Origin of the sequence: Paeniglutamicibacter terrestris, assembly GCF_012271785.1 — a bacterium.
In the GTDB taxonomy this organism is placed as follows: domain Bacteria; phylum Actinomycetota; class Actinomycetes; order Actinomycetales; family Micrococcaceae; genus Paeniglutamicibacter; species Paeniglutamicibacter terrestris.
The window spans coordinates 221,868-245,342 of sequence record NZ_JAAWVT010000001.1; the positions used below are offsets into that span (position 1 = coordinate 221,868).

Sequence of the window (23,475 nt, forward strand, 5' to 3'; positions counted from 1 at the left end):
AAGGGTCCTTATGCGTGAGTGGACAAGTGGTCCGGGGGCTCAGAGGTGGAAGGCTGGTTCGATGACCTTGGAGAGGAATTCCTTGGTTCGTGCCTGTTGTGGTGCACCAAAAATCTGTGTCGGAGTTCCCTCTTCAACGATGTTCCCGGCATCCATGAAGACCACCCGGTCTGCAACATCGCGGGCGAACCCCATTTCGTGGGTGACAACGATCAGCGTGGTGCCGTCCTTGGCCAGTGCGCGGATGACGTCGAGCACCTCACCAACCAGCTCGGGGTCCAGCGCGGAGGTTGGCTCGTCGAATAGCACCACCTTGGGATTCAACGCCAGCGCACGGGCGATGGCCACGCGCTGCTGTTGCCCGCCGGAAAGCTGCCGGGGGTAGGCGTCTGCCCGATCTTCGAGTCCCACACGGCGCAGCAGGGCCAGCGCCTGTGCTGTCACTTCGCCTCGGTCGCGGCCCTGGGCCTGGATGGGGGCCTCGATGATGTTGGCCAGCGCGGTGAGATGAGGGAACAGATTAAAGTTCTGGAAGACCATGCCCACGTGCGTGCGCTGACGCAGCACCTCCTTTTCACGCAACTCGTGCAGCTGGTTGCCGCGGATCTTGTAGCCCATCAGAGCACCGTCAATGGTGATGGTGCCGCCGTCAAGCTTTTCCAGGTGATTGATGGTGCGCAGCAGGGTAGATTTTCCGGATCCGGAAGGACCCAGAATGGCCACCACTTCTCCCGGATTGATCCGAAGATTAATGCCTTTGAGCACTTGGTTGGTCCCAAAGGCCTTGTGGACGTCGCGGATTTCAACCAGGCCACGGGTGGGGGCTTCGGTGGACGTAATGCTCATCGGGTTCCAATCGTGGTCCGGGTGCGGATGGTGAAGAAACGGCGGAGTTTCTGCGCCGGGGTATCGGGCAGCGTGCGCACTGCGCCCTTGGAGTAGTGGCGTTCGATGTAGTACTGGGCCACCGAAAGCACCGAAGTGATCACGATGTACCAGCAGGTGGCCACGAGCAACAGCGGCAGGACTTGCTGGGTACGTGAGTAGATGACCTGGACGGTATAGAACAGTTCGCCGTAGGCCAGCACGTAGACGATCGAGGTGCCCTTGACCAGGCCGATGATCTCGTTGAAGGCCGTGGGCAGAATCGAACGCATGGCCTGTGGCAGCACAATCCGGGTGGATCGGCGCCACGGCGGGATGCCCAGGGCTGCCGCTGCCTCGAGCTGTCCTTGGTCCACCGAAAGAATGCCACCGCGAATAATCTCGGCCGAATAGGCGGCCTGGTTCAAGGTCAGTCCCAGCACGGCAGCGGCGAATTGGCTGATGAGCGTGGTGGTGTTGATTTCAAAGAACGTCAGCGAGGTGAAGGGAATGCCGAGGCTGACCTTTTCGTAGAGGTAACCGAGGTTGTACCAAAGCAGCAGCTGGACCAGCAGTGGGGTTGAACGGAAGATCCAAGAGAAGGTCCAAGATACCGACGAGAACAGCGGAGAGGCCGACAGCCGCATCAGCGCCAAGATGAATCCGAGAACAAAGCCCAGGACGCCGCAGATGATGGTGAGCTTCAAGGTTTCGCCCAGTCCGCGAATCACGGATTCGGCGGTGAACCATTGGGCGACCACTCCCCATTCCCACCGTGGGTTGGTGAACAGGGAATAGAGGATCGCTGCCAGTAGCAGGCCAACCACTGCGGTTCCCACCCAACGGGCTGGGTGCCGCGCGGGAATAATCCCGGGGCGCAAGGAGGCCAAGGTGTCCGGGCCGAAGGTCGATTCGCTGGTGGGGTTGAACTGTTCCTGGGAGGATGCCGGAGTACTGGATTCCGCTATTGGCCCGGACTCTTCATGAAGTTCGGGATCGATCTGCGTGGTTGGTGTTGCGGCACCCATGTGCCACCTCCTTCTGCGCTGCACGGCTGCTGCGGTGCATTGTTGGGTTCTTTGGTTGTGGTGAACTGCGAAGTTTTTTCCGCGGTGTTCAACCAAGCTATGGGGCTGGTTTCGGGACCGGCAAACGAGGCTACTTGGTGGGCCGCTTCGGGCAATATGGCGCAACAGTTCCCTTGTGGAACCCGCCAGCTGCATGGTTTTCACGACGTTTTATGACGACTTGTCTCGTGGCATTGCGCTAGGTCACCTTGCACGTCGTGGGCGCTTTCGGCCATCCCCGCAGCATGCCTAGGCTGGCTGAACACGGTGCGGATCGACGGTTCACGCAACCACCCTTGGTCCGTGCAGTGTCCAAAGCTTTTCACCCCAGCAGACGTAGAACAGGAGATTCACCATGGTTCAGCAGGGCAACCGCGGCGCACGTCGGAGGGAGGATGGAAACGATCCCGCGCGCCTGTTGCTGGTGGGCGGTGGGCCGCGTGCTGCGATGCTGCTGGAACGACTTGCCGCCAACCATCGTGAGGTTGCTAGGGGTCCGCTGCACGTGGACATTGTTGATCCGTTCCCGGCGGGCGCCGGGCGAATCTGGCGGGATGAGCAGTCGGGACTGCTGAAACTGAATTCGATGGCCATGGACGTGAGCATGTTTACCGATGATTCGGTCTCCTGCCAGGGCCCGGCGGTGCCCGGTCCCTCCCTCTGGGAATGGGTTTGCCTGCTACGCAACGGGGAATATCCCGCGGACGCGGCGGCCATAACCGCCGGTGGCAATGAGCTCGCCCACGAACTTGGTTCGCTGAATGCCGATGACTTTCCCACGCGGCGGCTGCAAAGCGCCTATTTGGATTGGTTCCTGCGGCACACCATTAATTCGTTGCCCCCGGGGGTGAGCGTAAAGATCCATCGGGACACCGTGGTGGAGATTCGTCCCGCAAGTTCCCGCGGTGGCCACAGCGTGGTGCTGGCTAACTCAAGGGTGTTGCTCACCGATGCGGTGGTCCTGGCGGTCGGCCACACGGAGTCGCATCCCGCGGCCTCGTCCCGACGCTTTGCCCAATTCGCTGCCCGCATCGGCTCGTCGGTAACCTATGTGCCGCCGGCCTACACCAATGACCTCGATCTCAGCGTGCTTCGGGCCGGGGAAGATGTCCTGGTCTCGGGCATGGGTCTGGCCTTTATTGATCTATTTGTCCTGCTCATGGAAGGGCGCGGCGGCCGATTTACGCCTAACCCCGATTCGACCCTCAGCTACCACCCATCGGGTGATGAACCGGTGCTCCACGTGGGTTCACGCCGGGGTGTTCCGTACCTTTCCAAAATCCGCGGTGCGCTGGCCGGGGATACCGCTGCCGCGCCAACTTTCCTGAACCGGACGGCCATCGATGGATTATTGGCCGACCATGGACGGCTGAATTTCAGGGAGCACCTGTGGCCACTGATTGCCAAGGATGCCGCGTACTCCTACTATCGCGAATTGTTCACCGCCCATCCGCAGCGCACCTGCGCATCCTGGGATTCCTTTGCCCGGGCCTTTGCCGTCTTGCCCTGGTACTCCACGGAGCGCACGATGCTGGTGGAAGACTCCGTCCCACAGGCAGCGGACCGGCTGGACTTCGAAGCGCTGGATCAGCCGCTCGCCTCCACGACCTTCGACTCCCCCGAACAGGTACATCGCGCGGTGCGGCAAGTGATACTCAGGGATCTGCAGTTGCGGGACGGAGGGGAGAATTCCGAAACCTTGGGCCTGTTCCTCGGCTTGTTGGGCGCCTACATGGGGCTGGGTCAGGTCGTTTCCCTCGATGAGCTTGATGACCTGAGCCGCCGCGAGGTATCGGGATGGTGGCACGGATTTTTCAGTTACGTGGATTCCGGGCCGCCGGCTCACCGCTTGCAAGAACTCTTGGCTCTGGAAGATGCCGGGCTCATCCATTTCCTCGGTCCCAACGTCAGGTTTTCAACGGACGAGGTCTCCGGGAGTTTTAGCGCCGACGGTGTCGTGGAAGGACACCGCCTTACGGCGCGGACATTGATCGAAGCCAGGCTTCCGGAGACCGCGCTTCAGGATACGACGAATGAGCTGTTGTCCTCGCTGTACTCGCGCGGGGTTATCACCGCCGAGTCCACCGGCACCGGAAAAATGCTTGTTGACGATCAGTGCCGTGTGGTGGGTAGAAAGGGAGAGAAATCCTCGTGGCTCTACGCGGTCGGTGCAGGAGTATCGGGTTGGAATGCCGGGGCTTTCTCGCGCCCCCATTCAAATTCTGCCCCCTTCCGCACCACCGATGCCTTGGCCAGGACGATCCTGCTGTCCACTACCGTGGCCCTGGATACTGCCACTGCACCACCCATGAGCGAAACCGCATTTGCAGCGAGCCTCGATGCGATGCACCGATACGTAGGATAGGAAAAATGAGCGCATCACCCACCGAAACCCACCTCGAACACACCATCTTTAGCGCCCAGCTCGATGATCCCCGAGCACAGCCGTTGTTGGCTGCACTTGCCGTGGAGTACACCGAACGTTATGGGGACCGTTTCGGCGGCACCGAGAAGGAAATGCTGCGATATCCCGCCGCGGAGTTCATGGCTCCCACCGGCAGTTTGCTGTTGCTGCTGCACGAAAACCTAACCATTGCCGGGGGCGCCTTGCGCCAATATTCCTCGGACACCGCGGAGTTCAAGCGGATCTGGACACATCGGGATTTCCGACGCCGCGGTCTGGCTAGCGCGGTCCTTACCGCGTTGGAGGATCAGGCGCGCAGGCTCGGTTACAGCAAGGTGTACCTCACCACCGGTCCTCGGCAGCCAGAAGCCGTCGGGTTGTACCTCCGTACGGGTTACGCGCCGCAATTTGATCTTGAGGCCGATCCGGAGGCCATTGGCCATCTTCCGTTTACCAAGGATCTGGCCGCGGGCTGAGGCCAGAACACCGATTCAAAAACAATTGGCGTGCCCACCACCACTAAAACTTGCAAGACCGTAGGCTATGGACATGGCCAAGATGACTACAGACGAGCATGCCGCATCCATTCAAGCCGGCTATTCCTTCGAGGGACCAGCCGTAAACCTGGGCGCGGCACTTGTCGATGACCAGGTCTTCCCCGCCGCGCAGGTACGCCTCCCGCTGCGCATGATGAACCGCCACGGGCTCGTGGCCGGAGCCACGGGCACCGGCAAGACGATCACCCTGCAATTGATGGCCGAACAGCTCTCAAACCAAGGTGTCCCGGTCTTCGTATCGGACGTCAAGGGCGACCTCACCGGTCTTTCCACCGCGGGTACCGCGTCGGAAAAACTCACCGCGCGCACCGCATCGGTGGGTATGGAGTGGTCGGCCAAGTCGTTCCCCGTCGAGTATTACTCACTCGGCGGAGAAGGCACCGGCATTCCGATTCGCGCCACCATTTCCTCCTTTGGCCCGCTCTTGCTCTCACGCATCATGGAACTGAATGAGACTCAGGAATCGTGCCTGCAGCTGATCTTCCACTATGCGGATACCAAGGATCTGGAACTTTTTGACCTGAAGGACCTGCGTGCGGTCATTCAGCACCTCACCAGCGATGAGGGCAAGGCCGAGCTTGAGGAACTGGGCGGCGTCTCCAAGGCGACTGCCGGCGTGATCCTGCGCGAGCTGGTCACCTTGCAGGCTCAAGGCATGGATGCCTTCTTCGGGGAACCAGAATTTGATACCGTCGAGCTGCTTCGTCAGTCGCCCGATGGACGCGGTGTCATCAGTGCCCTGGAGCTTCCCACGCTGATGCAGAAGCCGCTGCTGTTCTCCACCTTCATGATCTGGCTGTTGGCCGACCTCTTCTCCGAGTTGCCCGAGGTGGGCGACGCCGAAAAGCCCAAGCTGGTATTTTTCCTGGACGAGGCCCACCTGCTCTTTAACGGAGCTTCCAAGGCGTTCCTGACCTCGATCACCACCACCGTGCGACTGATCCGGTCCAAGGGTGTTGGTGTCTTCTTCGTGACACAAACTCCGAAGGATGTTCCGGCCGATGTACTCGGTCAGCTGGCCAACCGCATTCAGCATGCGCTGCGCGCTTTCACCCCGGATGATGCCAAGGCGCTCAAGTCGACGATTTCCACGTTCCCGACCAGTCAGTACGACCTCGAACATGCGCTGACTCAGGCCGGCACCGGCGAAGCAGTGGTGACGGTGATGAATGAGAAGGGTGCACCAACACCGGTGGCCTGGACGCGGATGTGGAGCCCAGAGTCGACCATGGGTCCCTCCAATGAACAAACCATTTCGGAGATTGTCGCAGCCTCCGCGCTGATGCAGGTCTACGGAACGAGCGTTGATCGCGAGTCGGCCTTCGAGAAGCTCTCTGGGGGTGGCGCGCCTACCGCGGGCCCTGCCACGGTTTCAACCGGCGGTTCCGTGGCTGCGCGTGTGCCAGCGGCGGGTCAGACTCAGGCAGAGATTGACGCCGCAGCGCGCAGCATTGAGGAATCGATTTTGGGCAGGCCCTCCTCGATCCCCAATTCGGCGCCGGCACCGGGTGCCGATGACTACGCCATGCCCGAAGCCCCGGAAGCCACCAAGAGTGCTCCGAGACGTCAGACACGTCCACCGGCCGCACCCCAAAAAGCCGACAATCCCCTCATGGACATGGCTTTGCAGGCAGCCAATCTTTTTGGTCGAGAAATGCTTCGCGGCATGTTCGGCACCAAGAGGCGCCGTCGCTAAGCGGGTGTTTTGTGCGAACGCTGTAGCTTTCCCGGTAGCCTAGGAATCAATGAGTAAACGTTTATCCCCCACTCGGGTCGCTGCCACATGGGCAGCGGCCCTTGTGGTGCTGGTCGTCATCGCCTTCGCCTCGGTGGTTCTGGTGAACCAGAAGGTATTTGGGCCTGCCCAAAAGGTACTGCAGCTTCAGGACCACCTGGTCAAGGGCGAGGGAGCCAAGGCCTTGGGCCTGCTTCATGCCACCGTCCCGAGCGGCAACGCGCTGTTGCTGGACGGTGCCGGGTTGAAGGCCGCCAGTGCGGACATCAAGGACTTCACCGTGGCTAAACCCGAGGACGAACCGGGCGATAACAACATGGTTAACGTCCTCGCCACCTACTCCATCCATGGCGTTGAGCAGCAGACCAACTACCAGCTCAAGCGCACCGGCCGCAGCTGGTTGTTCTTTGATACCTGGGAATTTGTCCCCACCACGCTTCCCACTGTGGCCATCAGCGCGAACACCACCAACGAAGTGGTCGTGAATTCTAGGCCCGCACCCTTAGTCAAGGGCCAGACGACGGTTCCGGTGTTTGTTCCAGCCGTCATTGACACCGGATTCACAACGACCAACTTTATGGCCGACTCCCGGGGCCTGGCCATCACCGACTTCAAGAAGAAGGGCACCGCGGTTAAGCTGCAAACGCAGCCGACTCAGGCGCTCAAGGATGAGGTCAATAAACAGATCGCCGCGTACCTCGACGGTTGTGCCAAGCAACAGGTGCTGATGCCGTCGGCATGCCCGATGAGCTATTCCACCATTGCTCGGGTGCAGTCCGACTCCATCCACTGGAGCATCGTGGACTACCCGGCCGCGGAGATCGTGTCCTTCGACGGCCGCTGGGTCATCCGTCCGCTGACGGTCAAGTCGCGGCTGGAACTCACCGAGCAGAATCTGCGCACCGGGATCTACACCGAGCAGACCATTGAAGACAGCTTCGGATTCACCGCAAAGTTGGATGTTAGTACCACCGAAGTAAAGGTCACCCCGGTTTCCAGCGAATAAATCGCCCGCCCCGGCGGCCGGGTCGTAATTAGTGACCCAGCGCCGGCTTGAGCGTGATCGTTGCGGTCTGTGGTGTGTGATCGATGCTTCTCTTCTTCGGGGTCTTGCGTCGTTTGCGCAGCACCAAGATCACGGCGATCAGACCCGCAATGAGCGAAATGATGGCGCCTCCGGCAACCGACCAACGGGCTCCGAACATGGTTCCCATCCATCCCACCAACGGAGCTCCGATCGGTGTTCCGCCCTGGATCACCATCATGTACAGGGCCATCACGCGGCCGCGGTATGCCGGTTCGACGGAGAGTTGAATCATGGTGTTGGAGCTGGTCAGGTAGGTCAGTGACGCCAATCCGACGGGCACCATCATGACCGCGTACCAGAAGAATGTTGGCATCAGGCTGGCCACCAGGGCAAGCACCCCGAAGCCGACGGCGCCGCCGAGCAGATAGCGCCACTGCGGGCGGTTACGTCGTGCCGCGAGCAGTGCTCCACCGAGGGTACCTACGGCCATCACACTGCCGAGCAAACCAAATTCGCTGGCACCCACCTCAAAGACATCGGTGGCCATCAGCGCGTTGGTGAGCTGGAAGTTCAACCCGAAGGTTGCCACAACAAAGGCCAGGGCAAAGATCAGCAGGAGATCCGGTCTGGTGCCCAGGTAGGCGATGCCCTCGCGAATCTGTCCCTTACTCCGTTTGACCAGGATGGTGGGTTGGAGTTCTTGGGTGCGCATCTTGAACAGGGAGAAGAGTACCGCGCCGAAGCTTGCGGCGTTAATCAGGAACGCCGGACCGGTACCAAACCAGGCGATCAGTAATCCGGCCACACCGGGGCCTGCCAGCCGGGCCATGTTAAATGATGCGCTGTTCAGCGCTACGGCGTTGGCCAGGTGGGTGGAGGGAACCAGCTCGGAGACAAATGACTGACGTGCCGGGGCGTCGAAGGCACTGGCGATGCCCAGCCCCAAGGCCAGCACGTACACGTGCCACAGTTCTGCGGTTCCGGTGATCACCAGGACACCCAAGATGGTGGCGCAGATGCCCATCGCACTCTGGGTGATCAGCAGCAGTTTGCGGATGTTCATGCGGTCGGCCAGGACCCCGGCAAACGGGCCGAGGAAGAGGATGGGCAAAAATTGCAGGCCGGTAGTGATGCCGGCCGCGGTTCCGTCGTTATTGGTGAGGATGGTGAGTACCAGCCAGTCCTGGGCCACGCGCTGCATCCAGGTACCGATGTTTGAGACCAGGGCGCCGGCGGTCCAGAGCCGGTAGTTCGGGAATTTGAGGGCGCTGAACATCTTGCTCATTTGGCGCTCATCGCCTGTAGCAGCACCGCGGCGCGGGCCAGAGTGGCACGATCGGCTGCATCAAGTGCCTCAACCCGCTGTGCCATCCAGGCCGTCCGCTGGTTTCGTGCCGCATTGAAGGCTACGGTGCCGGCGGGGGTCAGAGCCACCAGCGCGCGTCGCGCGTCCTGTGCACTGACGGTGCGAGTGATTAATCCGGCTTCCAGCAGACCCTTGACGATTCGTGTCATGGACGGTGCGCTGACGCGTTCGATCGCGGCCAGCTCACCAATGGTGCGTTCCTCGCTGCGTAGTCCGGCGAGTACCGAGTATTGTCCGGGGCTCACGGCGTCGGAGCTGGATTCTATGCGCATCCGTCGTGCTGCTCGCATGACGGCGAGGCGTAGTTCGGCGGCCAGATCGCCGGTGGTGTTTGCCTCGGGAGTATCCGATGCTGGGTCCTGGATGGGTTGTGGGGCAGGTGTAGTTTCGTTCAAATGATCCGGGCGAGCCACGGATCCTCCTTCGTGTCGCCGATGTCTTTCACGGCTTTAGTTTTGACCTTGATAGTTACTTAGCAATGCTAACCATACGCTCAGTGGCAACTCTCTGCCATGAGCTGTCTCACGAAGTTGATCCCCACCACCGGTGACATCGCTTACGCAGGCTGGTTGCCCGGCCCACAATCGCGCACAAAAAAGGCAAGGTAATTCCCCCACTGGGGAGTTACCTTGCCTTATTTGTACTGCTCAGTGGTGCCTAGTTATCCAGACCGCGCAAATCCAGAATCAGCTCGGATTCACCCTCGGCATCCAAGATCACCGGGATGCCCCAGTCCTGCTGGTACAAGTGGCAGGCCGCGTGCATCGGGATCTCGCCACCTGGCTCACCATCGCAGGAGGCGGCGCGGGCGGTGATGTGCAGGACGCCCTCGCTGACATCCGGGTTCAGCTCAAGGGTGCGGGTCAATCCCGGGGAGGTGCCAAAGCCGGAGAGCAGCAAATTCTCCGGTGAGGAGGAGATCTTCAGCTGGGTCGGATCTCCCCAACGATCATCAAGCTTCTGTCCCTTGGGGGCGGAGAAACGCACGGTGAGCGCATGAGCTCCCGCGGTGACCTTGGTCTTGGGACGCTGGGTCTGGCTCGCTCCCTCGTCCACCACCAGAGCCTCGGCCGGAAGCGGCAGACGGACCAGCTGGTGGTTGTTGGTCTCCACGACCAACAACACCGGTTCCCCGTCTACCGAGTCATCAAGCTGCACATCGGCCGGCTCGTTAAGACCGCGCGCCAGCGTACTGACCGTTGCGGTGGCAGGGTCATAACGACGCACCGCGCCGTTGTAGGTGTCAGCGATCGCCACCGAGCCATCGGGTAGGACGGTGACACCCAGCGGGTGCTGCAGGCGAGCCTCGGCGGCGGCACCATCACGGAAGCCAAAGTCGAAGAGTCCGGCACCGATGGCCGTCTCTACCGCCGCCACTGTTCCTTCGTCGTTGAGGACCAGACGGCGCAGCGCGGAGGTCTCCGAGTCGGCCACCCAGATGTTCCCCTCCTTGTCACTGGCCAGACCGGAGGACTGCGCAAACCAGCTCTCCCCCGGCGCTCCGTCGGCAAGGCCCTCAAGGCCGGTACCGGCGAAGACCGACAAAACCGCGGTGACCGGGTTGAAGGAGAAGATCTGGTGGGTGCCGGCCATCGCGATGATGACGGCGTTAGCCTTCTGGTTCCACAAAACATCCCACGGGGAGGACAACGAGGTCTCCAGCGGAGCATTGCCAAGATCGCTGATCCAGCCCTCTGCATCGTTTTCGTCAACCGCCGCACGGGCCTGATCAACGTCGAGCAGGCGCTGGATGCCGTTGCCGGCCAGGGTCCCCACCGCTCCGGTGTCCAAATTCAACGAACGCAGACGGTGGTTCACCGTATCGGCGATGACCGCGTGGTATCCCAGCTGGGTGGCCACATCGCTCGGTAGCAGGGTCAGGCCCTGTGGCTCATTAAACTGAGCGGTGTCGGCGTCGCCATCTGCGTAGCCCTTAGTGCCGGAGCCGAAGCTGCGCACCACGGTGGCTAGATCCTGGCTGAGCTCCACAATGCGGTGGTGCCCCGAATCGCCGACTAGAAAGTTTCCGTTCTCCAGCGCAACTGCCTTGCCCGGGAAACGCAGGTTACCCTCGCGTGCCGGCGGCGCCACGTAGGGGCCTGTGCCGCGGTGCAGAGTGCCCTTGGCATCGTGCTCGGTAATCAATTCTTCCACCAGGGATTCCAGACCGCTGGCGTGGCCCTCACCGGAGAGGTGAGCGACGATGTAGCCCTCGGGATCAACAACCACCAGGGTCGGCCAAGCGCGAGCACCATAGGCCTGCCAGGTCACGAGCTCGGGATCATCAAGCACCGGGTGCGCAATCTCGTAGCGTTCCACCGCGGCGGCCAGCGCGACGGGGTCTGCCTCGTATTCAAACTTTGGGGAATGCACACCGACGGTCACCACGACGTCGGAGTACTTGGCCTCCAGCGGACGCAGCTCGTCTAGGACGTGCAGGCAGTTGATGCAGCAGAAGGTCCAGAAGTCCAGGATCGTGATCTTGCCACGGAAGTCCTGCAACGAAAGTTGTTTCCCGCCGGTGTTCAGCCAATTGCGGCCAACTAGTTCCGAGGCGCGGACCTTATAGGAGGTGCGCACGGAATCGGTTCCGGTACTGGGGGTCACTGTCATGGGGGTACTCCTAGAGCTTGTCGGCTGACACGATGCTGTACTGCAATTATCCCGGTGTTGCTTCTCGGGAGGGGAGAAAATGACGCGATGTAACGAATCGGTCGATCACCACAGGTAGTGGCCGATGATCTGAGAATTAAAACACCGAGCTAGTTGACCTGGACCAGTGCCGCGTTCAGGATCTGGGCCGCCAATTCACTAAATTCGGTAGCTTCCAGCCCGTCTTGGGCGATGAAGGACACCATGGCCACATAATCTCCCTTGGCTTTGATCAACACCAAAGCCTGCTGGCGCATTCCCTGCCCCGTGTTTCCGCGCTCCCACAGGATCGCCGAATCTGCTTGGGCAGCGGAAACCTGCGGCTTTTTCGCGATGAAGGGGCCGGTTTCGGTGCCCTGATTCATGTTTGCAGCTCGGCACTCGGAGAGTACTGCAAGGGCCGTGGCGTAGTGCTTATCAAGAACCGAGCGGTCCGAGATTTTGGCGACCTCCACGGATCCGGTGGCCGAAACGGTGGTGTTGAGGAAGTCGCTGCGTGCGCCTTCGTCGCCCATCTGCACCGGTGACCAGTTCAGCGACTCGATGACCTCACCGCATTGTGTAGGAAGCACCGCCACACCGCCGAGGGTGTCTTCCGGAGCCTTGCGCAGTGCATCCAGCTCGTCCCCGGTGATCACGCGGGCCTGGTCGAAGCCCAGCAGCGCGGCCATGGAGATGCCCGAGGCCACCGCCAGCTCGGCCGTGGACATGTTCGCCGCCGTGCTGGCGGCAGCGGGAGTGCTGGCCGAAGCGCTGGCAGCAGCCGGTGCACTGGCCGGGGCACTGGCCGGGGCATCGGTGTTCACCGGGGTGTGTCCCTTGGGCAGCTCGAGGCTGGTGTCCCCAGATGAGCAGGCGGAGAGCGCGAGCAGCAGGGCCGCACCCAGCGAGATGGTGCGCAAAGCGCCGATTTTAGTCCTAGCGGCCACGTTGCTGCAGCTCCTGATCCTGTTGCTTAAGTTTGGCAAACATGTCGTTGTAGGCGTGCAGCTCCGCGTCGTTGTCGCGGTCGGCCTGCCGGTCCTTGCGTTTGGTTTCCTTGGTGTCGTCGCGGTTCCACGACACCATCACGCCCAAGGCCAGCAGCAGCGTCGGGATTTCGCCAATCCCCCACATGGCCCCGGCACCCAGGCGTTGGTCCGCCAGTGCGTCCACGCCCCAGGTCCGTCCCATATTGCCGAACCAGTCGGCTTGCATCAGCGAAGTGGAGCTCATGATGGAAACACCGTAGAAGGCATGGAAGCTCATGGTGGCCAGCAGGATCACCAGGCGCAGCGGGTAAGGCGCACGACGGGGCACCGGGTCGGTGCCGATCATCGAGAGCGCAAAGAGGTAACCGGTGATCAAAAAGTGCACATTCATCAGTTCGTGGCCCACGTGGTTACGCAGGGCGAAGCCGAAGATGTCCGTTCCGTAGAAGATGATGATGGATCCGGCGAAGTTGGCTGCCGCGAAGATCGGGTTGGTGATCAGCGCCGAATACTTGGAGTGCACCAGCACCAGGATCCACTCGCGCGGTCCCCGGGTCCCATCGGTGCGTGAGCTCAGGGCCTTGAGCATCAGGGTGACGGGCGAGCCGATGACCAACAGCAGCGGCGCCACCATGGTCATGGCCATGTGGTCAACCATGTGCACGGAGAAGAGGATCTTGCCGTAGACGGCCAGAGCTCCGGAGGTGAAGTAGAAGAGGCAGCCGAGGCCAAGAAGCCAGGAAATGGTCAGCAGGATCGACCATTTGTCGCCGCGACGGCGCACCGTCACCACGGCCCAGAGGTACACCACGGCCAGGAAGAGGGCAATGGCGATCCACAGCCAGTCCATCCGCCAGACCTGGGTCCAGCTGTCCGTGGTGAGTTCCGGCGGTAGCTCGTAGCCGGTGAGCAGTCGGGCCGGTGTGGGAAGTTCCGGCGCGGTATCCGGGGTGGGAGGCGCGGTGCGGGCCAGGACGGTGGCCAGCGACATGGCGATGGCCATGATGATCGTTTCGGCTCCGACGACCAACCAGGCGGCGCGGGTTGCTGCGATTTTCCCCGCTTCAAGGGCAGGGATGACGCGGCGGCGGTGGGCCAGGCCCAACGCACCAAGGGCCAGTGTTGCTACAGCCTTGGCGATCACGAGCAGACCATAAGGGGAGAGCCACTGCTCCCACCCGGTAATGCGAATGGTGGCGTTGACCACGCCGGAGCCGGCGACCAGCACGATGGCGATGGTGGCCAAGGTCGAGAAGCGGCGCAGCACCGTGCCGGCAAGGATGGGGCGGGGGCCGGAGAAGCGTCCGGGACTCTTACCCACCAGCAGTGGTGCCAGCGCGGCGAGCACCACGATGCCACCGAACCAGAGGCATACCCCGACCAGGTGCAGCATAATCGAGTTGACGGCGCCCCAGTGGTCATCTCCGCCGGCTGCATGGCCGATCAAGGACAGGGGAAGAATTCCTGCCAGCGAGAAGACAGCCGTAGCACCGACCCAGGCTGGAGAGCGGACACCGAAGGCCAGTGACGAGGTAATCGCAGCGATCACGATCATCCAAGCCCAGGCCCGTCCGACGGAAATGTTCAGGACGTAGTCAAGCATGGCGGAGGTGTAGCTGGGGTCTGCACTCATGGGCTTACCCACCAAGTCCCAAAAGTTGAACACCAGTACCGCTGCGGCCGAGACGGTCCAGAGCATTCCGGCGGCCGCGGCAAGGTTCATCACGCGGGCGAAGGCCGGATGGGTTTGACCGCCGTCGGTGCTGGTCTCGCCGGGCACCGGGCGTTTGGGTTTGGTGGATCGCGGCAGAATGCAGGCCGCGAAGACCAGCGAGGCGATGGTGATGGCCATGCTCGAGTGGTGAATGGCTTTAGCCGCGGGCAGTGCCCAGCGGATCAGCGGACCGGGGTCCCCCAGCTCGCTTGCCTGTGCCGTGCCGGCAAAATAGCTGGCAGTGATCAGCACCAGTATGCCCACCACCAGTGCCGGTAGGGTCAGCAGGGGCCACAAACGCCCCGTTGAGGCGTCGGCCTTAGTGTTCAGTGACGTGTTCACGTTGTCCTTTCAACTTCCTGCCCGACCATTCTCCCACCGTTCAACCTAGGAGCGGGCCAAAGTGGCAGGTGCCACGTTGGCCCGGGAAGCAGCACGTACGCCTTTCCCCGGGTGCACCAACGGTGGCGGCCCCGGGGCTGCTACTTACTTGTTTTGGCGGCGGACCTTGAGCAGCACCAGCAGCACCATCCCGATGACGGCAACGCCGGCGATCGTCCAGATCAGACCGGCCGGCATACCAGCGAAGGGCTGGGTAGCGGCGGCGTCTTCGCTGGCTTGCGGCGCTGGTGCTGCGGGAGCCTGCTCGGCCGCCGGTGCCGAAGCTGTGGCCGGTGCGGAGCTGGCCGCCGCAGCGGGGTCCTTGACCTCGAAGGCGATCTCCTTGTTGATCGGGTGACCGTCGGAGGAAACCACACGGGCGTCGAGCACGTAGCTGCCATTAATCAACGGCGTGGTCGGAGTGACCGTGACTTCGCGGCCCGCGACGGCAAATGTCGAGTCAAAGCTTTTTCCTGCTTCATCGGTCAATTCCAGAATCGTGCCGATCTTCTTGATGTCTCCAGTGAAGGTGAGCACCAACGACTTCGGAGCAGCCTTAAGTACATCTCCGGAGGCCGGTGTCGAGGAAATCAATTCGTCGTGAGCCTGGGCGCTAGACACGCCGAACACCGTCATCAGGCACAGCAGGGCCGCTGCGAAGAGCAGGCCGAGGCGGGTGAGTGTGCGTGGGGCGTGGATTACATGGGTCATGGCTTTTGTGGTCCTTTTCACCGCGGCGTCGTCGTGCCGCGGACGGTTGGGAATGCTTTTACAAGATGGCGAAAGCAGGACCCCGTGGCGGACCACGGCGATAAAGACTGGGACGCAGCACGTCGCGCAGGACAAATGACGGGCGGTAGCTGCCCAGCAGCGGCTGGCTGCCGCGTGGCAGCTGCATGGTACGGGCAAAGAGGATCAGGCGCGGCACCCAGAGGAGAATGGCTTGCGCGATTGCGCGGGCGGCGATCTCACCGCGGCGTATGGCCAGCACCGTCAGAGCGCCAGCAAGGAGGTGGGCCAACGGCATGAGTAGCCCGGTGGCGGGTTCAACGGAGGCCGCGATGGAAACGGAGTTGTTGATGCTCAGGTGCGTGAGTTGCTGCGCGTGCCCGGCATGCTCCCCGGTGGCATTCAGCGTTCCGAAGACCTGGTGTTGGTGGCCGAACAAGGCGAAGGCGCCGTGGTAGATGCCTTGGCTCAAACCCACCGCCCCGGTGGTGCGGAGCAGCGAAATCTTATTGGAGGCCAACGCCGTGCAGATCACTGCGCTGATGCAGAACATCAGGCCAAGAATCGCCAGCGGTGGTCTGGCACCGTCCACAAGGCTGTGGGATGCAGCGGCAAGGCTCGTGCAAACGAACGCACCAATCCAGCCACGCATGATGCGCAGGCCGTGATCGTTCATGCCGCATTCCTCCACCCGGTGCTAGGACTAGTATTGCCCATCGGTTCCAGCAAATCAGTCTACTAGATTCTACGATTCGTAGAATTATCATGCAGGTGACAGCTCGTTAACGCGGAAACCGCTCCCTGCCACCCGGCCATAGGACCAGTGCAGGGAGCGGTTTCGAAGCTGTTGCGACGAGCGCAGACTACTTGCCGGAAACGGCAGCCTTCAGCTTGGAGCCAGCGGTCAACTTGACCGAGTGGCCAGCCGGAATCTGGATGGCTTCGCCGGTCTGCGGGTTACGGCCGGTGCGAGCTGCACGGTCGGTGCGCTCAACTGCGAGCCATCCCGGGATCGAAACCTTTTCGCCCTTGGAAATCTGGGAAACGAATACGTCGAACACTGCGTCCAAAACGCCGTTTACGGCTACCTGGGAGTTGCCGGTCTTCTCGGCGACAGCTGCAACAAGTTCACTACGGTTCATAGCCAAAGTATGTCCTCCTGGACTTAATCTTCCCGCCCTTTTACGGAGCGGGCCGCCTCGCGTTCGCGGGGACTTCTGTGTGAGAACTTACCAAATGATCCTGCGCGAAACGCCCGAATTGGGCCGAATTCCGGGGTTTTTTTTGAAGTTTTGCTGCTTTTTCGCTCTTAGCAGTATTTTTTGAGGCCAAAGAGAGACGAACGGCACTCTGCGGCGGTGAAACTCGACGAGTCTCCGTTGGCACCTTTTCGCCAAATTACTGCGCTCCTCTGTGCCCCATGTTGGCTTTTGCAATGCCTCGCTCAGACTCATGGCCGACGGTGAAAATTAGCCAAACAGGCGGATTCCGGTGGCCGATTCGGCCGCCTCCCAAATGAGTTCTGCATTGGCGCGATCGGTGGTGATCGAGGCCGGTCTCGTTCTCACGGGACCTCCACGTACCCATCCCCTCGGCCCATAAAATACCGGCCCACCCTCGCTGAAAGCTTGTGCATCCAACGCCGCGCGCACCACAGGCCAGGCACCCTGATTCTTGCCTTGGGTGAACGCACCTTGGGTCAGGGCCAATGCCCGTTTGCCAATACGTGGTTCGTTAACCCCGTCGATCACAGCGGTACGACCGGAGATCGAGTATCCGGGGTGTGCCGCCAGCGCCCGGATACTGCTTTTTTCCAGCTGCAAACGCCGGTCAAGTTCAAAACCGAAAGATTGAGTCATCACCTTGGATTGGGCATAGGCGCGCCACGCTGAATAGTTGCGGACCAGTTGGGCATCCTCCAGCTGTGGGCGGCCAACTAACAGGGTTGCGAGTGATCCGAGCGTCACCACACGGGCGGCGGCAGCTCGCTCAAGCGCCGGAAGCAACCCGGTGATCAACGCGAAATGACCGAAGTAGTTCGTGGCGGCCACCAGTTCCAAGCCATCCACACTAAGCTGGCGCGTGCGTGGCGCGTGCACCATCCCGGCATTGGCAATCAGAACATCCAGACGCTCACGAGTTCCCAGTTCCTCCACGACGTTGGCTACCGAGGCAAGGCTGGAAACATCCAGTCTCACGTGTCGGAGGATGGCATTCGGTACTCTCGCCAAGATCGCGCTCGCGGCGGCTTGCGCCTTCGCCTCGTTGCGACAGGCCATAATGACCTCGGCTCCGCGCTGGGCCAGTTGGAGACTGGTCCAGAATCCGATGCCTGCATTCGCTCCGGTGACCAATATTCGCAACCCAGTGGCATCGCCCGGAGCCCGGTACGGTGCATTGTGCTCGACGGGTGCCCTGCGGAGTGTCTGTGTGCTGTAAGGCTCGCTCATGTTATCTAAAACTACCCTCTGGGCGCCGATTCGGCGCGTGCTGGCAGCTGCTAGAGGTCGTGGCGGGGCCAACTCGCCGCAGTGATCCTCCAGGATGATTGCGCACCCGAGCATCCGGTCCGTTGCCTTCGTTGCCCAGGGGTCCACACCTCGTTAAGCTGAAGGTCATTGGTGTAGCGAAAGGTGTGAAGAGCACATGTCGAGAGAAAATCTTGAAGAAAACAGTGAAGCAGCCCTGCGCTCGGCCCGCTATCGGTTAGCCCGCGACTCGGAGGCAGAACCGGTTCCCGTTGACGAATACGCTCAACAAACGGGCAGGAGGTTCGGCTCCGATCAGACTCCCCCGCAGACGCCTCGATTTAATGCCGAGGATGAGGTCTGGGAGGTCGCCAACAGCGCCCTTGACGCTGCCTTTGCCCGCGGGGATTTTGATAACCTCGCCTACGCCGGCAAACCGATTCCCGGTTTGGGCACCACCAATGATCCCGATTGGTGGGTGAAGGGGCTCATGGAACGGGAAAACGTCAGCGGCCTCGGTCCCCCGGCATTGATGCTGCGCAAGGAAGATGCAGAGTTGGAAGCGACCTTGGATCAGCTGCCGAACAAGAAAGCAGTCCGTGAGGCGCTGGCTGACTTTAATTCCCGCATCATCGAGGCACGCCGGCAATTGCTGGGCGGACCTCCCGTGGTGACCGCGCTCCGGGATATCGATGCGGAGCTGAACGCTTGGGAAGAACGACGATCCGCCATCCGCGCGGCGCCCGTCACCGAAAGGATCGACTCGGTACCTACAGTTCGTGGCGGATGGTTGCGTCGACTTTTCGCTTCACACCCCGAACGCTGAACTCGGATTCGACAACATTATGAGCCGTTAAACGGCCGAAGGCCCCAACCACGAATGGTTGAGGCCTTCGACATCTTCTGGAATTTACCAGGAAGACTTGGTGATGCCCGGAAGCTCGCCACGGTGTGCCATGTCGCGGAAGCGAACACGGGAGATACCGAACTTCTGGAGGGTACCGCGGGGACGGCCGTCAATGGCGTCGCGGTTACGAACACGTACCGGCGATGCATTGCGGGGCAGCTTCTGCAGACCCAAGCGGGCCTCTTCGCGTGCCTCGTCGGTTGCGTTCGGGTCAACAAGGGTCTTCTTGAGGGTTGCACGCTTTTCGGCGTAGCGCTCAACGATGACCTTACGCTGGTCGTTCTTAGCGATCATAGACTTCTTGGCCATGTTTAGCGCTCCTCTCGGAATTCGACGTGCTTGCGGACTACCGGGTCGTACTTCTTCAGTACGAGACGGTCCGGGTCATTGCGGCGGTTCTTGCGAGTCACGTAAGTGAACCCGGTACCGGCGGTCGACTTGAGCTTGATGATGGGACGTACGTCCTTATCCTTAGCCACTAGATCTTCACACCCTTTGCAATGAGTCCGGTTACAACGGCGTCGATGCCACGAACGTCAATGAGCTTGATGCCCTTTGCCGACAGGGTCAACGTAACGTTGCGGCGCAGGGACGGAACCCAGTAGCGCTTCTTCTGGATATTCGGGTCGAACCGACGCTTGTTGCGGCGGTGCGAGTGGGAGATGCTGTGTCCGAAGTTCGGAACTGCACCAGTCACCTGGCATACTGCTGCCATGATCACTCCTCAGTTGTAGTAAATATTGGCGGTACTCGTTTTACAGATACAGCGGAAACTGCTGCCTCTGAATCTGCGTATAAGAGTCCCGCCACCAGTTGTGACACCGTTATTACTGCAGAAGGTAACCAGGCTGGGTGAGAACCAACCGAAGAGCCTTTTTTAGCGTGAAAGACGGTGAACCTCATGGTCAATGAGTACTTTTCCCTACTCGGCGACCATGATATTCGGTTTTACGGGTAACCGCACACACCCGATTGGGCATGCACGACTTAACGCCTAATCATTCTAGGCGATTAACACATCCGGGGCCAAATCGACAACCTGCCTTTTTGGCTTCCCAGCCTGCGATCTGCCTCACGCCTGCTTCTGGCTAACGCAGGATCCAGTGTTCAGGCTCCAATTGGACGACGACCTTGCGACCGATTCGTGCCAATTCAGCAACATCGTGCTCATCCAAGCCCTGGAAGATCAGCCGACGTACCGAGGCAACGTGCTCGGGTGCCAGGGATACCAAGGTGTCCCAGCCCTGTTCGGTGAGTTGGGCGATGGTGACCCGTGCGTCCTGCTCGGATCGACTGCGTTCTACCCAGCCACGGGTCTCCAGCTTCTTGACGACGTGTGAGAGACGCGAAAGTGAAGCGCTGGTACGCGAGGCCAACTCGCTCATGGGCAACACGCGGTTCGGCGCCTCGGACAACATTGCCAGGACGTTGTAGTCAAAGAGGGTGATCTTCGACTGGACCTGCAACTCGCTGTCGAGTGCTGCGGGCAACAATGTCGCCACCGAGACGAGGGCCAGCCACGCCTCTCTTTCCACGGGAGACAGCCACTTTTGTTCACTCATGCCAACTATCTTTGCATAGCAGCCGCCGGCATATGTTCTTGGAGCCTTCTCACCCCAGCGCGCACTTCGCGAATGTGCCGCACTCAACACCTTCTCGCTCTACCGTGCGGCGAGCACCTTGCGTCGGCGGTAGGCGATGACCTGTGAAGTGATGACCACCGCGAGGGCCAGCAGGAACATTGCCGATCCAATGACGTTGGCCTGGGCGGGAATGCCACGAGTGGCCGAGACGTAAATGAACTTGGGGAAGGTGGAGAAGTTTCCCGAGTTGAAGTTGGTGATGATGAAGTCGTCAAAACTCATCGCGAAGGAGAGCAGAGCCGCTGCCACAACACCCGGGAGCAAGAGCGGGAAGGTCACCTTCCAGAACGTCGCCAAGGGGCTGGCATAAAGATCAGATGCTGCCTCCTCAAGTCGTGGATCCAAGGACGAGACGCGGGCCCTGACGGTGACCACCACAAATGACATGCAGAAGATGACGTGAGAAATCACGATGGTGGTGAATCCCAGTTCCCAACCGAGGTTCAGGAATTGGGCCAGCAATGAAGCACCCAGGACCACTTCGGGGGTTGCCAGCGGAAGAATGATCAAGAGATCGGCGGTGTTGCGGAACTTGAACTTGTAACGCACCAACCCCAAGGCAATGCAGGTACCCAATACCGTGGCGATCACCGTGGCCACCACACCGACCTGCAGCGAGTTGACCAGCGATTCGCACACGTTGGGTGCTCCGCAGGGGTTTTGCCAGTTATTGAGGGTGAAGCCCCGCCATTCCAGGTTGGTCCGGCCCGCGTCATTAAAGGAGAAGACAAAGATATAGGCGATCGGCACCAACAGGTACACAAAGGCCAGTCCTCCAGCGACCGGAATCAACCAACGTCCAATTACGCGTTTCATGCCAAACCTCCCTAGAACAGTTCCTTGGTGCCAAAGCGTTTGATGTAGATCAAGACCAAGGCAAGGATCAGGATCATCAGGATGAAGCTCAAGGCCGAGGCACCGGGGTAATCAACGATCTTGAAGAAGCGAGAATCAATGACCTGCCCGATCATCGCGGTGTCCCTGTTATTGCCCAACAACGCCGCATTTACGTAGTCGCCCGCGGCCGGGATGAAAGTCAGTAGGGTGCCGGCGAAGATGCCGGGCGCAGAGAGCGGCAGCGTCACCTTGAAAAAGGTCGTCAGTGGGCTGGCATACAGGTCTCCCGATGCTTCCAAGAGGTTGGTGTCCAGCCGGTCAAGGTTCGCGTAAATCGGCAGGGTCATGAACGGTAGGAAGTTATAGGTCAAGCCGCAGACCACGGCAAAGGCCGTGGCGGTGAGGTGTCCGTCGGCGGGCAGAATGGCAATGGCCCGCAGGACGGTGACCACCGGACCCTCATCAGAAAGAATCTGCTTCCAGGCCTGGGTGCGCAAGATGAAACTGGAGAAGAACGGTGCAATGAGTAGCACCAACAGGATGCCTTGCAATAGCTGACGACCGCGCAGCCGCACCGCCACCAGGTAGGCCATGGGGAATCCGATGACCAGCGCCGCGACGGTGGCGATCAGCGCAAAGATGAAGGAGCGCAGGAAGACATCCCAATAGGCGCTGATGACAGTGACATAGTTGCCGAATTCTAGGGCGGGGACAAACTCGCCGATTTCACCGCCCGGCGGCTTGGCGTTGAGCGACATGCTCAGCAGTACCAGAACCGGGGCGGCAAAGAAGAGGGCAAGGACGATCATGCCCGGCAGGATGAGGTAGAGCCCCATTCTGCCCTTACGACGCTCCGCTGAGATTTCCTCGGTGCTGCGTGGGTCCTCGAGCTTCTGCTTTTTCTTGTCGCCACGACGCGTGGCGGTGGCGGTCATAGCGCATCCTTCCCTTCGGTGGCCTTTTCATTCCCATCAAGGCCGAAGGAGAATTCCGGCTCCCATGTCATGCGCACCGTCTCGCCGCGTTGTGCAGGAGCCTGGCCCATGTTCTGCGAGAAGGTTGCTAGGGTTCCGATCCCGGGGACATCAACAAGGTATTCGGTGCTGACCCCGGTAAAGGATGCGTCAAGGACGGTTCCGGTGAGCATGTTGGCACTGGGTGAATACTCGGCTTCTAGGGTCATAACCCGCATCTTTTCGGGGCGGACCCCCACCACCGCAGCACCGCTGTGGGCCACTGCGCGATTTTTGGGCATGACGAGCCGGTGGCCCGAAGCGTCCACCGCTACGGCGTCACCCAGATCCTCAAGTACCGTCCCGTACATCAGGTTGGACTTGCCAAGGAAGTTGGCAACAAAGGCGGTCTTGGGCAATTCGTAGAGGTCTCGCGGGGCCCCCATCTGCTCGATTTTGCCCTTATTCATTACCGCGACGGTGTCGGCCATGGTCATGGCTTCTTCCTGGTCGTGGGTGACGTGGATAAAGGTCAACCCCACTTCTGTCTGGATCGATTTGAGCTCAACTTGCATTTGCCTGCGCAGCTTCATGTCCAAAGCCCCGAGCGGTTCATCAAGCAGAAGCACCGCTGGACGGTTAACCAGCGCGCGGGCTAGTGCCACGCGCTGCTGCTGTCCGCCGGAGAGTTGGGTGGGTTTTCGGGACGCCATGTGTTCAAGTTCCACCATGGCCAGGGCTGCCTTGGCGCGTTGCAGGGTGTCCTTAACTCGCTTGCGCTTGAGACCGAAGGCCACGTTATCCAACACGCTCATGTGCGGGAACAGGGCGTAGGACTGGAAGACGGTATTTACCTGCCGTTGGAAGGAGGGCAGCTTCGTGACGTCTTGCCCGCCAATACTGATGCTGCCGCTGGTGGGTTGTTCCAGTCCGGCGATCATGCGCAAGGTGGTGGTCTTGCCGCAGCCCGATGGTCCAAGCAGAGCGAAGAAAGTACCGCTGGGTACCGTGAGGGTCAGATCGTCCACGGCGGTGAAATCCACAAATCGTTTCGAAATGTTTTGTAGGTGTAGATCTGCGCCCGAGGACGTGGTGGTGCCGGGCTCACTCTTGTTAGTGGTCACGGTGGTCATAATCAGGCGCCAATCATTGGTTGGAACATGTTCTGGAATTGATTTTTGACTTCAAGACTCATCTCAC

Annotated in this window: 23 protein-coding genes; 5 read left to right on the plus strand and 18 right to left on the minus strand. The window is 60.7% G+C overall.

The features are described 5' to 3' along the window. Positions 1 to 39: 39 nt before the first annotated feature. A complete protein-coding gene (locus HED64_RS01030) occupies positions 40 to 846 on the minus strand; it encodes an amino acid ABC transporter ATP-binding protein (RefSeq protein WP_281069190.1) in 807 nt (268 codons plus the stop codon). Next, complete coding sequence (locus tag HED64_RS01035) at positions 843 to 1,892, minus strand: amino acid ABC transporter permease (RefSeq protein WP_168150280.1); 1,050 nt, start codon at positions 1,890 to 1,892, stop codon at positions 843 to 845. The genes HED64_RS01030 and HED64_RS01035 overlap by 4 nt, the downstream gene beginning before the upstream one ends. Before the next feature lie 394 nt (positions 1,893 to 2,286). On the opposite strand from HED64_RS01035, the gene HED64_RS01040 reads away from it, so the two are divergent. The 4 genes from HED64_RS01040 to HED64_RS01055 all read left to right on the plus strand — a co-directional run bounded on the left by HED64_RS01040 (position 2,287) and on the right by HED64_RS01055 (position 7,633). Then, on the plus strand, positions 2,287 to 4,296 hold the full coding sequence (locus HED64_RS01040; protein ID WP_168150281.1) for an FAD/NAD(P)-binding protein: 2,010 nt from the start codon (positions 2,287 to 2,289) through the stop codon (positions 4,294 to 4,296). A gap of 5 nt (positions 4,297 to 4,301) precedes the next feature. After that, positions 4,302 to 4,811 carry a GNAT family N-acetyltransferase gene (locus HED64_RS01045; RefSeq protein ID WP_168150282.1) on the plus strand — a complete coding sequence of 170 codons (510 nt, stop codon included), beginning with the start codon at positions 4,302 to 4,304 and terminating at the stop codon, positions 4,809 to 4,811. 73 nt (positions 4,812 to 4,884) lie between these two features. Further along, on the plus strand, positions 4,885 to 6,588 hold the full coding sequence (locus HED64_RS01050) for a helicase HerA-like domain-containing protein (protein ID WP_168150283.1): 1,704 nt from the start codon (positions 4,885 to 4,887) through the stop codon (positions 6,586 to 6,588). Positions 6,589 to 6,637: 49 nt separating this feature from the next. After that, positions 6,638 to 7,633: a hypothetical protein gene (locus HED64_RS01055; protein ID WP_168150284.1), complete on the plus strand. Its 996-nt coding sequence runs from the start codon at positions 6,638 to 6,640 to the stop codon at positions 7,631 to 7,633. 28 nt (positions 7,634 to 7,661) lie between these two features. On the opposite strand, the gene HED64_RS01060 is transcribed toward HED64_RS01055, so the two are convergent. The 9 genes from HED64_RS01060 to HED64_RS01100 form a co-directional block, all read right to left on the minus strand. Continuing rightward, positions 7,662 to 8,939: an MFS transporter gene (locus HED64_RS01060; protein WP_245325587.1), complete on the minus strand. Its 1,278-nt coding sequence runs from the start codon at positions 8,937 to 8,939 to the stop codon at positions 7,662 to 7,664. Further along, positions 8,936 to 9,433, minus strand: coding sequence for a MarR family winged helix-turn-helix transcriptional regulator (locus HED64_RS01065; RefSeq protein ID WP_342590621.1), 498 nt, complete (start codon positions 9,431 to 9,433; stop codon positions 8,936 to 8,938). Before HED64_RS01065 ends, HED64_RS01060 begins: the two co-directional genes overlap by 4 nt. A gap of 244 nt (positions 9,434 to 9,677) precedes the next feature. Beyond that, on the minus strand, positions 9,678 to 11,633 hold the full coding sequence (locus tag HED64_RS01070) for an NHL domain-containing thioredoxin family protein (protein ID WP_168150285.1): 1,956 nt from the start codon (positions 11,631 to 11,633) through the stop codon (positions 9,678 to 9,680). Between the two features lie 149 nt (positions 11,634 to 11,782). Next, on the minus strand, positions 11,783 to 12,601 hold the full coding sequence (locus HED64_RS01075) for a hypothetical protein (protein WP_168150286.1): 819 nt from the start codon (positions 12,599 to 12,601) through the stop codon (positions 11,783 to 11,785). Continuing rightward, entirely contained in the window at positions 12,591 to 14,699 is a 2,109-nt protein-coding gene (locus tag HED64_RS01080) for a bifunctional copper resistance protein CopD/cytochrome c oxidase assembly protein (protein ID WP_342590622.1), read from the minus strand. Before HED64_RS01080 ends, HED64_RS01075 begins: the two co-directional genes overlap by 11 nt. Before the next feature lie 144 nt (positions 14,700 to 14,843). Then, a complete protein-coding gene (locus HED64_RS01085) occupies positions 14,844 to 15,449 on the minus strand; it encodes a copper resistance CopC family protein (protein WP_168150287.1) in 606 nt (201 codons plus the stop codon). 58 nt (positions 15,450 to 15,507) lie between these two features. Further along, positions 15,508 to 16,143 (minus strand): hypothetical protein, encoded by a 636-nt coding sequence (locus HED64_RS01090; protein ID WP_168150288.1) that lies wholly within the window; start codon positions 16,141 to 16,143, stop codon positions 15,508 to 15,510. Between the two features lie 187 nt (positions 16,144 to 16,330). Continuing rightward, positions 16,331 to 16,615, minus strand: coding sequence for an HU family DNA-binding protein (locus tag HED64_RS01095; protein ID WP_132359215.1), 285 nt, complete (start codon positions 16,613 to 16,615; stop codon positions 16,331 to 16,333). A 321-nt stretch (positions 16,616 to 16,936) separates the two neighbouring features. Further along, positions 16,937 to 17,917 carry an SDR family NAD(P)-dependent oxidoreductase gene (locus HED64_RS01100; RefSeq protein WP_168150289.1) on the minus strand — a complete coding sequence of 327 codons (981 nt, stop codon included), beginning with the start codon at positions 17,915 to 17,917 and terminating at the stop codon, positions 16,937 to 16,939. Between the two features lie 196 nt (positions 17,918 to 18,113). On the opposite strand from HED64_RS01100, the gene HED64_RS01105 reads away from it, so the two are divergent. Continuing rightward, positions 18,114 to 18,761, plus strand: coding sequence for a DnaJ family domain-containing protein (locus tag HED64_RS01105; RefSeq protein WP_168150290.1), 648 nt, complete (start codon positions 18,114 to 18,116; stop codon positions 18,759 to 18,761). 84 nt (positions 18,762 to 18,845) lie between these two features. Here HED64_RS01105 and rpsN read toward each other — a convergent pair whose 3' ends face one another. From rpsN to HED64_RS01140, 7 genes are all read right to left on the minus strand, one after another. After that, the gene (rpsN, locus tag HED64_RS01110; protein WP_132359221.1) at positions 18,846 to 19,151 is read right to left on the minus strand and encodes a 30S ribosomal protein S14; all 306 of its coding nucleotides are present in this window, start codon (positions 19,149 to 19,151) and stop codon (positions 18,846 to 18,848) included. Positions 19,152 to 19,153: 2 nt separating this feature from the next. Then, positions 19,154 to 19,321, minus strand: a complete 168-nt coding sequence (gene rpmG / locus HED64_RS01115) for a 50S ribosomal protein L33 (RefSeq protein ID WP_068733060.1) — start codon at positions 19,319 to 19,321, stop codon at positions 19,154 to 19,156. Continuing rightward, a complete protein-coding gene (gene rpmB / locus HED64_RS01120) occupies positions 19,321 to 19,557 on the minus strand; it encodes a 50S ribosomal protein L28 (protein ID WP_132359223.1) in 237 nt (78 codons plus the stop codon). Before rpmB ends, rpmG begins: the two co-directional genes overlap by 1 nt. 373 nt (positions 19,558 to 19,930) lie before the next feature. Then, positions 19,931 to 20,404 (minus strand): MarR family winged helix-turn-helix transcriptional regulator, encoded by a 474-nt coding sequence (locus HED64_RS01125; RefSeq protein WP_168150291.1) that lies wholly within the window; start codon positions 20,402 to 20,404, stop codon positions 19,931 to 19,933. Between the two features lie 99 nt (positions 20,405 to 20,503). Continuing rightward, complete coding sequence (locus HED64_RS01130) at positions 20,504 to 21,301, minus strand: ABC transporter permease (protein WP_168150292.1); 798 nt, start codon at positions 21,299 to 21,301, stop codon at positions 20,504 to 20,506. 11 nt (positions 21,302 to 21,312) lie between these two features. Next, entirely contained in the window at positions 21,313 to 22,257 is a 945-nt protein-coding gene (locus tag HED64_RS01135) for an ABC transporter permease (protein WP_168150293.1), read from the minus strand. After that, complete coding sequence (locus HED64_RS01140; RefSeq protein ID WP_168150294.1) at positions 22,254 to 23,408, minus strand: ABC transporter ATP-binding protein; 1,155 nt, start codon at positions 23,406 to 23,408, stop codon at positions 22,254 to 22,256. Before HED64_RS01140 ends, HED64_RS01135 begins: the two co-directional genes overlap by 4 nt. Between the last annotated feature and the right edge of the window lie 67 nt (positions 23,409 to 23,475).

Excerpts from the sequence above, each read along its gene's own strand:
- HED64_RS01085 (WP_168150287.1), bottom strand. The coding sequence starts at position 15,449 with ATGACCCATGTAATCCACGCCCCACGCACACTCACCCGCCTCGGCCTG.
- HED64_RS01100 (WP_168150289.1), bottom strand. The coding sequence starts at position 17,917 with ATGAGCGAGCCTTACAGCACACAGACACTCCGCAGGGCACCCGTCGAG.
- rpmB (WP_132359223.1), bottom strand. The coding sequence starts at position 19,557 with ATGGCAGCAGTATGCCAGGTGACTGGTGCAGTTCCGAACTTCGGACAC.
- HED64_RS01105 (WP_168150290.1), top strand. The coding sequence starts at position 18,114 with ATGTCGAGAGAAAATCTTGAAGAAAACAGTGAAGCAGCCCTGCGCTCG.
- HED64_RS01135 (WP_168150293.1), bottom strand. The coding sequence starts at position 22,257 with ATGACCGCCACCGCCACGCGTCGTGGCGACAAGAAAAAGCAGAAGCTC.
- HED64_RS01050 (WP_168150283.1), top strand. The coding sequence starts at position 4,885 with ATGGCCAAGATGACTACAGACGAGCATGCCGCATCCATTCAAGCCGGC.
- rpsN (WP_132359221.1), bottom strand. The coding sequence starts at position 19,151 with ATGGCCAAGAAGTCTATGATCGCTAAGAACGACCAGCGTAAGGTCATC.
- HED64_RS01035 (WP_168150280.1), bottom strand. The coding sequence starts at position 1,892 with ATGGGTGCCGCAACACCAACCACGCAGATCGATCCCGAACTTCATGAA.
- HED64_RS01140 (WP_168150294.1), bottom strand. The coding sequence starts at position 23,408 with ATGACCACCGTGACCACTAACAAGAGTGAGCCCGGCACCACCACGTCC.
- HED64_RS01090 (WP_168150288.1), bottom strand. The coding sequence starts at position 16,143 with ATGAACGATCACGGCCTGCGCATCATGCGTGGCTGGATTGGTGCGTTC.
- HED64_RS01125 (WP_168150291.1), bottom strand. The coding sequence starts at position 20,404 with ATGAGTGAACAAAAGTGGCTGTCTCCCGTGGAAAGAGAGGCGTGGCTG.
- HED64_RS01040 (WP_168150281.1), top strand. The coding sequence starts at position 2,287 with ATGGTTCAGCAGGGCAACCGCGGCGCACGTCGGAGGGAGGATGGAAAC.
- HED64_RS01045 (WP_168150282.1), top strand. The coding sequence starts at position 4,302 with ATGAGCGCATCACCCACCGAAACCCACCTCGAACACACCATCTTTAGC.
- HED64_RS01060 (WP_245325587.1), bottom strand. The coding sequence starts at position 8,939 with ATGAGCAAGATGTTCAGCGCCCTCAAATTCCCGAACTACCGGCTCTGG.
- HED64_RS01070 (WP_168150285.1), bottom strand. The coding sequence starts at position 11,633 with ATGACAGTGACCCCCAGTACCGGAACCGATTCCGTGCGCACCTCCTAT.
- HED64_RS01130 (WP_168150292.1), bottom strand. The coding sequence starts at position 21,301 with ATGAAACGCGTAATTGGACGTTGGTTGATTCCGGTCGCTGGAGGACTG.
- HED64_RS01055 (WP_168150284.1), top strand. The coding sequence starts at position 6,638 with ATGAGTAAACGTTTATCCCCCACTCGGGTCGCTGCCACATGGGCAGCG.
- HED64_RS01030 (WP_281069190.1), bottom strand. The coding sequence starts at position 846 with ATGAGCATTACGTCCACCGAAGCCCCCACCCGTGGCCTGGTTGAAATC.